This is a genomic window from Janthinobacterium lyxosi, assembly GCF_051380665.1.
Classification (GTDB): Bacteria; Pseudomonadota; Gammaproteobacteria; order Burkholderiales; family Burkholderiaceae_D; genus Janthinobacterium.
This window is the reverse complement of record NZ_JBNYXM010000005.1, coordinates 98,457-111,176: the sequence shown is the minus strand read 5'-3', so window position 1 is coordinate 111,176 and position 12,720 is coordinate 98,457. Positions and strand designations below refer to the sequence as shown.

The 12,720-nt window shown below is 66.0% G+C and carries 14 protein-coding genes; 7 read left to right on the top strand and 7 right to left on the bottom strand.

Translation table 11 applies throughout. The annotated features are described in order from the left end of the window. Entirely contained in the window at window positions 1-1,299 is a 1,299-nt protein-coding gene (locus ACQ4WP_RS06630) for a cytochrome c (protein ID WP_436519239.1), read from the bottom strand. 207 nt (window positions 1,300-1,506) lie between these two features. Between ACQ4WP_RS06630 and ACQ4WP_RS06625 the strand changes: the two genes are divergently transcribed. From ACQ4WP_RS06625 to ACQ4WP_RS06595, 7 genes are all read left to right on the top strand, one after another. Beyond that, window positions 1,507-3,159 carry a Na+/H+ antiporter gene (locus ACQ4WP_RS06625; protein ID WP_436519238.1) on the top strand — a complete coding sequence of 551 codons (1,653 nt, stop codon included), beginning with the start codon at window positions 1,507-1,509 and terminating at the stop codon, window positions 3,157-3,159. 197 nt (window positions 3,160-3,356) lie between these two features. Beyond that, entirely contained in the window at window positions 3,357-3,938 is a 582-nt protein-coding gene (yfiR, locus tag ACQ4WP_RS06620; RefSeq protein ID WP_436519237.1) for a regulatory sequestration protein YfiR, read from the top strand. An 8-nt stretch (window positions 3,939-3,946) separates the two neighbouring features. After that, window positions 3,947-5,206, top strand: coding sequence for a diguanylate cyclase DgcN/YfiN (gene dgcN, locus ACQ4WP_RS06615; protein WP_436519236.1), 1,260 nt, complete (start codon window positions 3,947-3,949; stop codon window positions 5,204-5,206). 16 nt (window positions 5,207-5,222) lie between these two features. Then, window positions 5,223-5,726, top strand: coding sequence for an outer membrane lipoprotein YfiB (yfiB, locus tag ACQ4WP_RS06610; protein WP_436519235.1), 504 nt, complete (start codon window positions 5,223-5,225; stop codon window positions 5,724-5,726). Between the two features lie 2 nt (window positions 5,727-5,728). Continuing rightward, window positions 5,729-6,229, top strand: coding sequence for a gluconokinase (locus tag ACQ4WP_RS06605; RefSeq protein ID WP_436519234.1), 501 nt, complete (start codon window positions 5,729-5,731; stop codon window positions 6,227-6,229). Window positions 6,230-6,296: 67 nt separating this feature from the next. Continuing rightward, a complete protein-coding gene (locus ACQ4WP_RS06600) occupies window positions 6,297-6,614 on the top strand; it encodes a DUF3144 domain-containing protein (RefSeq protein WP_436519233.1) in 318 nt (105 codons plus the stop codon). Continuing rightward, window positions 6,614-7,555: an acyl-CoA desaturase gene (locus ACQ4WP_RS06595; protein WP_436519232.1), complete on the top strand. Its 942-nt coding sequence runs from the start codon at window positions 6,614-6,616 to the stop codon at window positions 7,553-7,555. The genes ACQ4WP_RS06600 and ACQ4WP_RS06595 overlap by 1 nt, the downstream gene beginning before the upstream one ends. Here ACQ4WP_RS06595 and ACQ4WP_RS06590 read toward each other — a convergent pair. The 6 genes from ACQ4WP_RS06590 to ACQ4WP_RS06565 form a co-directional block, all read right to left on the bottom strand. After that, a complete protein-coding gene (locus ACQ4WP_RS06590) occupies window positions 7,528-8,070 on the bottom strand; it encodes a gamma carbonic anhydrase family protein (protein ID WP_131377165.1) in 543 nt (180 codons plus the stop codon). The two genes, ACQ4WP_RS06595 and ACQ4WP_RS06590, sit on opposite strands and share 28 nt — an antisense overlap. A gap of 43 nt (window positions 8,071-8,113) precedes the next feature. Beyond that, window positions 8,114-8,296 (bottom strand): hypothetical protein, encoded by a 183-nt coding sequence (locus tag ACQ4WP_RS06585; RefSeq protein WP_436519231.1) that lies wholly within the window; start codon window positions 8,294-8,296, stop codon window positions 8,114-8,116. Continuing rightward, window positions 8,218-8,856 carry a hypothetical protein gene (locus ACQ4WP_RS06580; protein WP_436519230.1) on the bottom strand — a complete coding sequence of 213 codons (639 nt, stop codon included), beginning with the start codon at window positions 8,854-8,856 and terminating at the stop codon, window positions 8,218-8,220. The genes ACQ4WP_RS06585 and ACQ4WP_RS06580 overlap by 79 nt, the downstream gene beginning before the upstream one ends. A 98-nt stretch (window positions 8,857-8,954) precedes the next feature. After that, window positions 8,955-10,091, bottom strand: a complete 1,137-nt coding sequence (locus ACQ4WP_RS06575; protein ID WP_436519385.1) for a benzoate/H(+) symporter BenE family transporter — start codon at window positions 10,089-10,091, stop codon at window positions 8,955-8,957. 177 nt (window positions 10,092-10,268) lie between these two features. Next, window positions 10,269-11,744 (bottom strand): MocR-like pyridoxine biosynthesis transcription factor PdxR, encoded by a 1,476-nt coding sequence (pdxR, locus tag ACQ4WP_RS06570; RefSeq protein WP_436519229.1) that lies wholly within the window; start codon window positions 11,742-11,744, stop codon window positions 10,269-10,271. Further along, on the bottom strand, window positions 11,741-12,694 hold the full coding sequence (locus ACQ4WP_RS06565) for a hypothetical protein (RefSeq protein WP_436519228.1): 954 nt from the start codon (window positions 12,692-12,694) through the stop codon (window positions 11,741-11,743). The genes pdxR and ACQ4WP_RS06565 overlap by 4 nt, the downstream gene beginning before the upstream one ends. Window positions 12,695-12,720: the final 26 nt, after the last annotated feature.

Here is a 12,720-nt window from a genome sequence, read left to right as displayed (position 1 = left end):
TTACTTGCCGGCACGCGTGCGCGCCACGGCCGCTTCCAGGTTCGTCCAGGCCGGCTGGTGACTGCGGCTACGACGCAGATAGGCGGCCAGCTGGGCCACGTCGTTGTCCGTCAGCGAGGCGGCAAAGCCGGGCATCAGCACGCCGGGCATGGCCTCATCCTTGGTCAAGCCGTGCAGTATCACCTGGATCAGGTTGGCGGGATCGGGCGCGCTGACGGCGCTGTTCAGGCTCAGCTCCGGACGCAGAGCCGCGGGCCGGCCATCGCTGTTCGAGTGGCACGACGCACAGGCGGCCACGTACAGGCTGGCGCCACGGTCGTTGTCGACCAGGCTGACGCGCTGCGAGCGCTGGATGCCGGCTTTCACCACGGTATCGGTATCGACCTGGCGTTGCTCGACTCCGGCCACGCCGGCAAAATACACGGACAGCGCGCGGATATCGCTATCGGGCGAAGCGCCCATGCCTTCGTGCACGACGGCTGACATGGGCCCGGCCGCCACGCCGTGCAAGGCCGTCGCCCCCGTGCGCAGGAAGGTATACAGTTCATCCTGCGTCCACGGCAGCGGTGCCGTGTTGGCGCTGGTCAGGGCCGGCGCGTACCAGTGATCGATGGCCGCGCCCAGATAGGATGAACCGGCAAGCTCGGCGCCCAGCGCATTGCGCGGCGTGTGGCAGGCCGCGCAATGCGCCAGTCCCTCGGCCAGGTAGCGGCCCCGGTTCCAGTCCAGGCCTTGCGCGGCATCCAGCTGAAAGCTTGCAGGCTTGAAAAACAGCATCTTCCAGCCCGCCTGCAAGGGGCGCAGGTTCAAGGGGAAAGGCACGCTATTGGCGGGCGCCGCCGCATACACGGCCGGGCGCGTCATGAAATACGCGTACAGGGCCGTCAGGTCGGCGTCCGAGACAAGGTTGAAATGGGTGTACGGAAAGACGGGATACAGGTGGGCGCCATCGCGGCCCACGCCTTCGCGCATGGCCCGCTGGAAGGCGGCCAGCGACCAGCGGCCAATGCCCGTTTGCCTGTCGGGCGTGATATTCGTCGCGTAGATCGTGCCGAACGGCGTGGCCAGGCCGTGGCCGCCCGCGTAATCGGCACCGCCCCTGGCCGTATGGCAGGCGGCGCAATTGCCCATGCCGGCCAGAATGCGGCCCTTTTCCACCACTTGCGGGGAAAACGCCGTGGCGGCAGGCGGATCGATGGGTGCCAGCGCGGGGCGCCAGTAATACAAGTAGGCGGCCAGCGCCGCGACGGCGAGCAATGCCAGCGACAGCAGCAGGCCGGTGAAGATTTTCTTGAGCAAAACAGGAACCAATGAAAAGTAAAGGCCAGGGTGAAAGCAAAGCAATAAAGCAAGGCGGCCAGCCGCCGGCCAACGGCGGCGGCGACAGGGCCACAGTGACAATCTTACCGCGATTGTGACTTGTTGTATGTACGCAATGGCACGCAGGCCGTGCCGCAGGCAGGCTGCGCCTTATAATCAGCGTTTCAGCACGCCGCCGCTCCCTTCATGCATACCGTTACCATCATCCTCATCCTCGTCCTGAGCGTCGTCCTGTGCGGCTTCATCGCCCGCTCGCGCTGGGTCAAGCTGCCGCTCCCCCTGATCCAGATCGCTGGCGGCACGGGATTGGCCCTGTTTGGCGTGCAAGTGCCGCTCGATCCCGATATTTTCTTCCTGCTCTTCATTCCGCCGCTGCTGTTTCTCGACGGCTGGCGCATACCCAAGGGCGCCTTCTTTTCCGATGCGCGCTCGATCCTAATGCTGGCCATCGGCCTGGTGCTGTTTACCGTGCTGGGCATGGGTTTCTTCATCGACTGGCTGATCCCCAGCGTGCCGCTGGCCGTGGCCTTCGCGCTGGGTGCCATCCTCTCGCCGACCGACCCCGTCGCCGTCTCGGCAATCGCGGCCGGCAATCCCATCCCGCCGCGCCTGATGCACATCCTCGAAGGCGAGTCCCTGCTGAACGACGCTTCAGGCCTGGTCTGCTTCACGTTTGCCGTGGGCGCCATGATGACGGGCGGCTTTTCCATCGGCGCCGCCTCGCTGAGTTTCCTGCAGGAAGCGGGCGGCGGCATCGTCATCGGACTGGCCATCTCCTGGGGCGTGGGCCTGGCAAATAAATGGCTGGTGAGCAAAGTCGGCGAAGAACCGGGCCTGCAAATCCTCATCAGCATCCTGATTCCGTTTGCCGCCTACCTGGGCGCCGAGCAAATCCACGGCTCGGGCATCCTGGCCGCCGCCACGGCGGGCGTGTCCATGCATTATGCCGACCTGATCGGCCGCCCGCTGGCCGCCACGCGCACCCAGCGCAAGGCCGTGTGGGATACCGTGCAACTGGTCTTGAATGGCGTGATCTTCGTCATGCTGGGCGCGCAGCTGCCCGCCACCGTTGCCGGCTTGCCCGCCGCGTCCATGGAAGTGGGCGCCGGCAGCGCCTGGAAGCTGCCCCTGTTCGTCATCGCGATCACGGTGGGACTGACCTTCATGCGCTTCATCTGGGTCTTCATTTCCATGAAACTGACCCTGTTCAAGCACCACAAGAAAATGCCGGGCGAATCGAAGGATGCGGCGCTGCTGGCGCGCCCCAGCCTGCGCCTGCTGCTGGTAGCGTCGTTTGCGGGCGTGCGCGGCGCGCTGACCCTGGCCGGCATCCTGACCCTGCCCTTGTTCTTGCCTGACGGCACGCGCTTTCCCGCGCGCGACCTGGTCATCTTCCTGGCCATGGGGGTGATTTTGCTATCGCTGCTGCTGGCCAGCGTCACCCTGCCCCTGCTGACCAAGGGCCTGGTGTTCGCGCCGCCCGCGCGCCGCTCGACGGAAGAGCGCAATGCCCGCGCCGCTGCCGCCGAAGCGGCCATCGCGCGGCTGGAAAAAGTCTGCGAAGGCATCGACAAGAATGACAAGCAGCAAGTCGTCACCGAGGCGGCCAACCGCCTGATCGAAGCCTACCGGCGCCGCCTCGCGTACGGCGAAAGCAGCAATGACGAGGCGACGCGCCTGCAGGAACTGGCCAAGGCCGAGCGCGCGCTGCGCCTGGAAGCGCTGAATGCGGAGCGCGATGAACTGTTCCGCCGCCGCATCTCGGGCGAACTCGACGACGCCATCCATTTGCGCCTGCTGCGCGAAATCGATTTGCTGGAAGCGACACTGGAAGAATAACAACACTCTGGCCCGCCGCGCCTGTGTCGATAAGCAATTCTCATGGCAAGGAATGCAAGTTTTCACATTCGTGTTTATAATGCAAGGTTGTATGGCGTAACGCCATGATTTACTTTCAGCATGGACTTCCGTAGAGTCTGTGCTGATGAGTAGCGATGTGAGTAGCCGTCCCGACCTGAATAAAGACACCTGACGCCGTGCCCTCTTCCCCATGCCACCGGCAGCGCACCGCGCTGCCCGCCCTGTTCGCCGCCGTGCTGCTGGCCTCGCTGTTCGCCTGCAGCGCGCTGGCGCCGTGCGCGGCGTGGGCGCAGACGGGCGCGGCGGCCGACGCCAGGCGGCCGGCCGAGGTGGCCCAGGTCCTGTTTGGCATCATCAGTTATGTGCGCTGGCCCGTGGCGCGCCCGGAAGTACGCGTCTGCATGCTCGGCGCGCCCCGCTATGGCGCGGCCATCGTCGACACCCCCGCCTCCAGCCTGGGACAGCGCATCCGCGTGAAAATCCCGGCGGCAGCAGCCGCGGCCGGCGAATGCGACGTCATTTACCTGGGCAGCCTGCCCGATGGCGAACGCGAGCATCTGCTGGCGCAGATCATTGGCAAACCGATTTTATCGGTCGCCGAACCTGGCACGTCCTGCATCGTGGGCACCATGTTCTGCCTGCGCCTCTCCGAGGCGCAGATCGGTTTTGACGTCAACCTCGACGCCATCGCCCGCAGCGGCCTGCGCGTGCATCCGAACGCCTTGCAAATTGCACGTCGCAAGGGACCGCCGCCATGAGGGCCAGCATGCCTCCCCAGTTGGCGCGCAAACCCCGCCCCACGCTCGACAGCGTGCTGCGGCGCGCCCACCTGAGCGTGTCGCTGATCGCCGTGCTGGCCGCCGGCCTGACCCTGACGGCCGTGGCGCTGCTGGCGCTGCGCGTGTATTCGGACCAGAACCTGCGCCTGGTGGCCCGTTCGATGAGCTACACGGTGGAGGGGGCCGTCGTCTTTGGCGACTCCATGGCCGCCAAAGAAGCGCTGGCCCTGATCGGCGTCAATGAAGATATCGATCAGGCGCAGGTGAGCAACATGGCCGGCAAGGTGCTGGCCCGCTGGGAACGGGGCGAACATGGCACGCGCTACTACATCGAACGCGCGCTGACGGGCTGGATGCTGCCCGATTCGCTGACCTTCCCCGTCACGCGCAATGAACAGGTTATCGGCAGCATCACGCTGGTGCCGCACAGCCGCAGCCTGCTACCCTTCCTGCTCAGCGGCCTCTCCTGCCTGCTGGCTTGCCTGGTGCTGAGCCTGGTCGTCGCCGTGCGCCTGTCGCGCCGCATGGAAACGGAGATCACGTCACCCCTGCGCCACCTGGCGGAAACGGCTCACCGCGTGCGGTGCGACCGTTCGTTCGAACTGCGCGTGCCGCCGGCCAATATTGCCGAACTAAACCAGATCAATGACGACTTCAACGCCCTGCTCGACGAACTGGAAGCGTGGCAAAGCCATCTACAGAAGGAAAACGCCTCGCTGTCGCACCGTGCCAACCACGACAGCCTGACGGGCCTGTCGAACCGCGCCTTCATGGAAGCGGAGCTGGAACGCGCCATCCTCGAAGCGCGGGTAGGCAATGGCAAGGTGGCCGTGCTGTTCCTCGACAGCGATCGTTTCAAATACATCAACGACACCTTCGGCCATGCCTCGGGCGACCGCGTGCTGGTGACGATCGCCGCGCGCATCAAGCAGCAATTGCGCGAAGGCGACCTGGTGGCGCGCCTGGGCGGCGACGAATTCGCCATCCTGCTCAAGCCGCTGCGCAACAGCAGCGATGCCATGCACATCGCCGACAACATCATCGCCGCCATGGCGCAAGCCATTGAACTGCCCACTGGCAACAGCATCGTCAGCTCGCTGACCATCGGCGTGGCCGTCTTCCCCGATCACGCCATCGATGCCGTCTCGCTGGTCGGCGCGGCGGACGAAGCCATGTACCGCGCCAAGCAGGTACAGCGCGGCACGCGCCAGGTAGCGCGCTTGCCGCAACCCCATACCCACCCCTGAATCAAGGAGCAACACCATGCAATTCATCTACAAGCAATTACGCCGCGGCTTCCTCGGTCTGTTCATGCTGGGCATGCTGGCCGCCTGCCAGAGCACGCCAGAGACAAAACCGCTGTTCAACGCCGAACAAGTCGCCACCTTGAAGGAGCAAGGCTTTAACCAGACCGACGAAGGCTGGGAACTGAGCTTTACCGACAAGCTGCTGTTCGACTTTGGCGCCTCCAGCCTGACGGCGCCGAGCCGGGCCGCCATCCAGAAAATCAGCGCCGCCCTGCTGAAAGTGGGCATCACGCACATGCGCGTGGAAGGCCATACGGACAATGAAGGCGCCGAAGTACTGAACAACAAGCTGTCGCTGGCGCGCGCCAACGTGGTGGCCGATGCGATGGGCGTGGCGGGCATTCCGCGCGGCAATATCGTCGTCAAGGGCCTGGGCATGAGCAAGCCCGTGGCCTCGAACGCCAGCAAGGCGGGCCAGGCGGAAAACCGCCGCGTCACCGTCATCGTCTCGGCGCCTTGAGCATGGGCGCGCCCGCCCTGCGCTGGGTCGTGATGGGCGTGTCCGGCTGCGGCAAGAGCGCCGTCGGCAGCCTGCTGGCCAGCGCGCTGGGCGTGCCGTATGTGGAAGGCGACGACGTGCATCCGCCGGAAAACGTGGCCAAGATGGCGGCCGGCGTGCCGCTCGACGATGCCGACCGGGCCGGCTGGCTGGCCGCACTGCGCGAGCGCATCGCCACGGCCCGCGCGCAAGCCAGCGGCCTTGTCGTCTCCTGCTCGGCCCTGAAACGCGCCTACCGCGACGTGCTGCGCGCAGGCGACCCGGCCCTGCGCTTTGTCCACCTGGACGGCCCGCGCGCCGTGCTGGAGCGCCGCATGCAACGCCCCGGCCATTTCATGCCGTCCAGCCTGCTCGACAGCCAGCTGGCCACCCTGCAGCCCCTGCAAGCGGACGAGGCCGGCATCGTACTCGATATCCGCCCGCCGCTGGCCGTGCTGGTCGAACAGATCCTGCAAGCGCCTTGACCGGCGCGCGGCTGGACAGCCTGCGGCCCCCTGTGTAGACTGGCGCGCACTTTCATGAGGGATTTTTATGACCACACCAACCACCAAACCAGCACCGGGCCCGGAATTCTGGGAACGCGCCGACCAGGTCATCGCCCTGGCCAATGAACAATGCATGCACAGCGGCGGCAATGAAGTGGCCACCTCGCTGCTGTACGCGGCTGCCCGCTTCAACGCCTTCCTCGTCGCCAGCAAGAGCAACGACGTGGCCAAGATGCAGGAAGAGAAGGAGGGCGCCGTGGCCTTCTTCACGGAACAGTACAAGCGCATGCTGACCGACAACTTCAACGACTACATCACCAACTTCGACAAGTACACGCAACCGTCGTCGGCCCCCAAGGCCTGATGACGGCGGTCAGCCTGGACAGCCACCGCGCCCGCGCCACGCACGCCGACAGCGTGCTTGACGGCGTAGTGCGCTATGCGCCAGTGCAATCGCTGTGGCTGGCAACCATGCTGGCTGGCGCCATTGTCGGCGCCCTGCTCGCCTTCAGCTGGACCGGCCTGCTGCTGTTTGTGACCGGCACGGCCATCGTCCTGCTGTGCGGCCATTCGCTGGGCAGCCACCGCAAACTGATCCACGACAGCTTTCATTGCCCGCAATGGCTGGAATACCTGCTGGTGTACCTGGGCGTGCTGGTGGGACTCAGCGGCCCGCTGGGCCTGCTGCGCCAGCACGAGCTGCGCGACTATGCCCAGCGCCTGCCTGGCTGTCACTCCTACCTGCGCCACGGCGCCAGTTTCTGGCGCGATGCTTGGTGGCAACTCCACTGCCGCTTGCAACTGGCCCACCCGCCGCACATCGCCATCGAGCCGCGCATCGCGCACGACCGCTTTTACCGTTTCCTGGAAGCAACGTGGATGCTGCAGCAACTGCCGTGGGCCCTGTTGTTCTTCGCCTGGGGCGGCTGGGGCCTGGTTTGCTGGGGCGTCTGCGCGCGTATCAGCGCCGGCGTGCTGGGTCACTGGCTGATCGGCTACTTCGCCCACAATCATGGGCAGATGCACTTTGAGGTCCATGGCGCCGCCGTGCAAGGGAGAAATATCCGCCTGGTCTCGCTGCTGACCATGGGCGAATGCTGGCACAACAACCATCACGCATATCCGGGTTCAGCCAAACTGGGCCTGCTGCCGGGCGAATGGGACCCGGGCTGGTGGGTACTGCTGCTCTTGCGGCGCATGGGCCTGGTGTCCGGCCTGCGCCTGCCGCAAGACCTGGCGCCGCGGCCGGAACTGCGCCGCCTTGATCGCGCTGGCGATCAGGCGTCGTCCCCACCGGCCAGGTAATTGTTCTTTACGCGCACATAGTGTTCAGCCGAATAGCGCAGGTAGGCGATCTCCGCTTCGGTTAACGGGCGCACCTTGGCGGCGGGCCGGCCCACGTACAGGTGGCCACTTTCCAGCACCTTGCCGGGCGATACCAGGCTGCCCGCGCCCAGCATCACGTGCTTTTCCACCACCACGTCATCCATGACGATGCTGCCCATGCCGATCAGGCATTCGTCGCCGATGGTGCAGCCGTGCAAGATCACGGAATGGCCGATGGTCACGTATTTGCCGATGGTCAAGGGTGAACCGTCGGGCTTGGCCGCATTCTTGTGCGACACATGGCCCATGGAAAAGTCCTGGATATTGCTGCCCTCGCCGATGACGATGCGGTTCACGTCACCGCGCAGCACGCTGTTGCACCAGATCGAGCAGTCGTCGCCGATCTGCACATCGCCGATCACTTGCGCCGTGTCATGCAGGTAGACGCGCTCGCCCAGGACGGGACGGGTATTCAGGTAGGAACTGACAGGCATCGTTTTCTCGCTTTTCATTAATAGTGAAAGTAAACAACAAGATTCACACCCAGCCGGCGGCCAGCGCAAAAATCGCCAGGCCATGCGCCAGGGACGCGCCCAGCAAGCCGGCACGGCAATATACCAGTCCCGCCACCACGCCTTCGATCACGGCAAATACGAGGATGGGCGCGCCCACCTGCGTGACGGTGGTGGCCAGGAAGGCGTGGCACAGGCCAAACAGCAAGCCCGATACCAGCGCCGCGTGCCAGGCTGGCAGCCAGGCGCGCGGTGCTGCTGCAGCAAGCCGCGGAACAGCAATTCCTCATAGCAGTTGGCCGCCAGTGCAAAGCCCAGCAGCAAGGGCAGCGCGGATGGGGAAACGGGCGCCAGGGACGGCAAGCCGGACAGGGCTTTCAAGCCCGTCGCCAGGGCGATGATCAGGGCGGCGCCCGCCACGCCCAGCAGCACGGACAGGGCCGGGTGCATGCCGAGCCAGCGGATCTGGCGGCGCGCCTCGCTTTCCAGCCAGCAGGTACTTGCTACCAGCCCCAGCGACACGGCCCCCAGCGCCAGCAAGACCAGCGGCGGCGCCGTGAAGCGCAAGCCGCCCGCCGCCACCTGCCAGTAGCCATGCGCCGTCATCGCATCGCGCGCCAGCACGAAAAACAGGATGTGCACGAGTACGCGCAGCAGCGGCACCGAGCGTGGCACGGTACGTGGCAACACCAGCAGCAAGACGGTGCAGACGAGGAAGGCAGGCGTGATCGCCAGCACATACTGCGCCAGGGAAGTGATCTCGGGCATCGTTCAGATCGTTCGATAACAGGGTGCCAATGGGCACGGGCGGCAGCAATTGTATGCGGCGGGCGGAAAAATGGGCAAGCTATCTGGCGATGCCGCTGTCAAGCCGCCTTGCGCCAGCCATGCATCAGCCCATGCGCCGCCAGTCCGGCAGCCAGCCCCCACAGGGCGCCGCCCACGCCCAGCAAGGTCACGTTCGCGGCCGTCGCCAGGAAGGTGATCAACGCCGTTTCACGCATGCGCACGTCCGCCATCGCCTGCGCCAGGCTGTTGCCGATGGCGCCCAGCAGGGCCAGGCCCGCCAGCGCCGTGATGAAGCTGCGCGGCAAGACCATGAACAGGCTGGCCAGGGTGACGCCGAAGACGCCCACCAGGATGTACAGCACGCCGCACGCCAGCCCCGCGACATAGCGCTTAGCCGGGTCCGTGTGCGCATCCTTGCCCGTGCAAATGGCGGCCGTGATGGCGGCCACATTGAAGGCGTGCGCGCCGAACGGCGCCATGAGCAGCGAACCGAGGCCCGTCACCGTCAAAATGGGATTGGCGCTGACGCCGTAACCGTCATTGCGCAGCACCAGCATGCCGGGCATGTATTGCCCCGTCAGCGTGATCAGGAACAGGGGCAGCGCCACGCCCAGCAGGGACGCTACGGAAAAGCGCGGCATCTCGAATACGGGCGCGGCCAGGGTCAGTTCGATGCCATGCGCATCGATGCGTCCCTGCGCCAGCAGCAGGGCCAGGCCGATCAGCATGATGCCCACCACGGCAAAGCGTGCCGTGAAACGGCGCAGCACGGCATACGACAACAGCAGCACCACCACCAGCACGGGATCGGCGCTGGCGCCGCCGAAGGCATTCACGCCAAACTGCAGCAAGATACCGGCCAGCAAGCCGGCGGCGATGCCGCCAGGAATCAGCCGCACCAGGCGCTCGAAGGCGCCCGACATGCCCAGCAGAATGAAGGCGAGCGCGGATACCATGTACGCGCCGATCACCTCCGCGTACGGCGTGTGCGGCATGACGGTGGCCAGGAAGGCCACACCGGGCGTCGACCAGGCCGTGATGATGGGCGCGCGGTAGCGGTAGCTGAGCCAGATGCCCGTCACGCCCACGCCGATGCTCAGCGACCAGACCCAGGACGCCGTCTGCGCGGCGCTGAGCTGGGCCAGCTGGGCCGCCTGGAACACCAGCACAAAGGTGCCGCCATAGTTGACGAGGACGGAAATGCAGGCCGCCATGGTGGGAGACGCCAGGTCGCGCCAGCGCGCTTGGCGCCTGTTGTCGATTACCGCCGAGGATGTGGAACTTGTCTGCATGCGTGTGCCCTTGCCTGAGGTTCAAAAAGGGCATCTTAGCGCTCACATGGACTGCTCAAGCAGGCCAATTTCCACACATTCAACAGACCACTTGAGCGTTCACCCTAGCGCGCGGGCCAGGCGGACGATGTCGCTGTCGATCTCGTGCGGCGTGAGCGCCGCAAAGCCCAGCAGCCAGCCACCGCGCGTCGGCGGCGTCGCATACAGCCGGCTCAGGCCCGGCAGCACGATGCCCGCCTGCGCCGCCAGCCGTACCGTTTCCAGCTCGTCCCTGCCCTCATGCAGCAAGCAAGGCATCTGCAAGCCGCCCGGCGGCAGCTGCGCCGTGACCACGTGCGGCAAGTGCCGCTGCACGGCCTGCGCCATCGCATCGCGGCGCACGGCGTAGACCTTGCGCATGGCGCGCACATGGGCCGCGAAATGGCCGTCGGCGATGAAACGGGCCAGTGTCAGCTGATCCAGTTGCGGCGTGTGACCATCGAGGATGCTGCGCGCATGCGTCATCGGTTTCACCAGCGCGGGCGGCAGCACCATGTAGCCGAGGCGCAGGCCCGGATACAGCGACTTGGCGAAGGTGCCCAGGTAAATCGTGCGCTGCTGCGTGTCTAGCCCCTGCACGCAAGCCGTTGGCAAGCCCGCATAGTGAAACTGGCTGTCGTAATCGTCCTCGATGATCCAACCCTGGCGCTCCGCAGCCCAGGCAGTCAGGGCCAGGCGACGCTCGAGCGCCAGGGTGGCGCCCATCGGGTATTGATGCGACGGCGTGACGTAAATCGTATTCGCCCCGCTGCGGTCCGCGCGCAAGTGCCCGATGCACAAGCCATCGGCATCGACGGGCACGGGCACAACCTGCAATTGCGCCATCTCGAAAGCCTTGCGGGCGCCAAAATAGCCGGGATCTTCCATCAAGATGGGGTCATGTGCGTCGGCCAGCACCTGCGCGCACAGGTACAGGGCCTGGCGCGTGCTGCTCAGCACCAGCACCCGGCCGGCCGTGGCCCGCGCGCCCCGCTCCAGGTTCACATAGTCGGCGATGGCTTGCCGCAAAGGCTCAGCCCCTTGCGGGTCGCCATGCAGCAGCACGCTGGCCCGGTGTTCGCCGGCCGCCTGGCGCCGCAAGCGCTCCCACACGTCGAGCGGAAAGGCGCGCGTTTCCGGCAAGCCCGTGGCAAACGCCTTCACGCTCTGCTGGTCGGCCACGCCGCCGCTGGCGAGGATGTGCGCGCCGCGCGCGCTGAGGGCCACCGGCTGCGCGGACAAGGGCGGCAGCGTGGTCGCAGGCTTGCCCAGCAAGCTCGCGCCGATCGACTCCGAAACAAAACTGCCCGATCCCGCCTGGCGTCGCAGATAGCCATCGAGACGCAGCTGCGCATACGCCATTTCCACCGTATCGCGCGACACGCCCAGCGATTGCGCCAGCGTGCGCGTGGCCGGCAGGCGCAGGCCGGGCGCCAGCACGCCATCGAGTATCAACTGGCGCAGCGCGCGCTGTACGCGCACGCGCAAGTCGAGCGCCGCCAGTTCAGGGGCTGCGATGCGGATTTTCAGGGTATCGAGTTCGAACTGCGGCGTCATGGCGCTTTCGGCGCGGCGCGAACGGCATCCACGGCAGCCATGCTGCTGGCCAGCGAAAAGCCGTGCTGCTGCAGCACCGCCACCAGCTGTTCGCCGGCGCAGCCGAGACGCAGGTTTTCCGCCACCCAGTCCTGCCAGGCGGCGCCGATCTCCGGCATGGCCTCGGGGGCCAAGGTGAGACCGAGTATGCATTTGGCCAGCAAGCCGTTGATGCGCTGCGTGTCGATCAGGTGCTGCACCACCGCATGGCCCGAATGGGGAAATGGGTGCAGGGTGCAGCGGCCGAACGCGGCCAGGCGCTGCGCGTGCATGGCGTCAAGGTTGACCGATTCGCTGGCGCTCGCACTGGCACTACTTCCCGCGCTGGCCACGTCCGGCCGCGTGCCGAACACCAGGTGCATCTGCGTATGTTCGGTCGCCCTGGTGCGGCACAGGGCCGCCAGGTCGTAATAGCCGGAGGGCGGCGGGTCTTGCGCAAGCGACTCCATCACGGGCAGCCAGCGCAGCTCATGGTACAAACGCGCCTGCTGCACGTCGAGGAAGGACAAGGGGCCAAAGGCGACGATCTTCTGCGCATCGAGCAGCAAGCCATACATGACGGCCGCGTACGCGCCCATGGACTGGCCGATGGTGGTGGTTTGACTGGGCGCCATGCTGCGCACCAGCTCGCGCAAGGCCTGCGCCGTTTCATCCACATGGCCACCCAGGCCCGCGATCTGGCGGTGATACCAGGCATTGCCGGAGTCGCGCACGAGGATTTTGTTCAGGTGCTGGCCGCTGGCCTGCTCCAGCTTTCTCAGGCGCCCGTAAAAATCGAAGGCGGGACGCGTGGTCCAGGAGACGAAGCCGAAGGCGATGACCAGCGGCGCACCGGGCACGATGCGGTCGACCAGCACGTCGTCGGCACTGGTGGCGACCAGTCGATTATCCAGCACTTGTGCTTGCAGCATCGGCCCGGCTCCCCGATAAAGGTTGA

Excerpts from the sequence above, each read along its gene's own strand:
- yfiB (WP_436519235.1), top strand. The coding sequence starts at position 5,223 with ATGCAATTCATCTACAAGCAATTACGCCGCGGCTTCCTCGGTCTGTTC.
- ACQ4WP_RS06600 (WP_436519233.1), top strand. The coding sequence starts at position 6,297 with ATGACCACACCAACCACCAAACCAGCACCGGGCCCGGAATTCTGGGAA.
- ACQ4WP_RS06595 (WP_436519232.1), top strand. The coding sequence starts at position 6,614 with ATGACGGCGGTCAGCCTGGACAGCCACCGCGCCCGCGCCACGCACGCC.
- ACQ4WP_RS06590 (WP_131377165.1), bottom strand. The coding sequence starts at position 8,070 with ATGCCTGTCAGTTCCTACCTGAATACCCGTCCCGTCCTGGGCGAGCGC.
- ACQ4WP_RS06580 (WP_436519230.1), bottom strand. The coding sequence starts at position 8,856 with ATGCCCGAGATCACTTCCCTGGCGCAGTATGTGCTGGCGATCACGCCT.
- ACQ4WP_RS06565 (WP_436519228.1), bottom strand. The coding sequence starts at position 12,694 with ATGCTGCAAGCACAAGTGCTGGATAATCGACTGGTCGCCACCAGTGCC.
- pdxR (WP_436519229.1), bottom strand. The coding sequence starts at position 11,744 with ATGACGCCGCAGTTCGAACTCGATACCCTGAAAATCCGCATCGCAGCC.
- ACQ4WP_RS06575 (WP_436519385.1), bottom strand. The coding sequence starts at position 10,091 with ATGGCGGCCTGCATTTCCGTCCTCGTCAACTATGGCGGCACCTTTGTG.
- ACQ4WP_RS06605 (WP_436519234.1), top strand. The coding sequence starts at position 5,729 with ATGGGCGCGCCCGCCCTGCGCTGGGTCGTGATGGGCGTGTCCGGCTGC.
- dgcN (WP_436519236.1), top strand. The coding sequence starts at position 3,947 with ATGCCTCCCCAGTTGGCGCGCAAACCCCGCCCCACGCTCGACAGCGTG.
- ACQ4WP_RS06625 (WP_436519238.1), top strand. The coding sequence starts at position 1,507 with ATGCATACCGTTACCATCATCCTCATCCTCGTCCTGAGCGTCGTCCTG.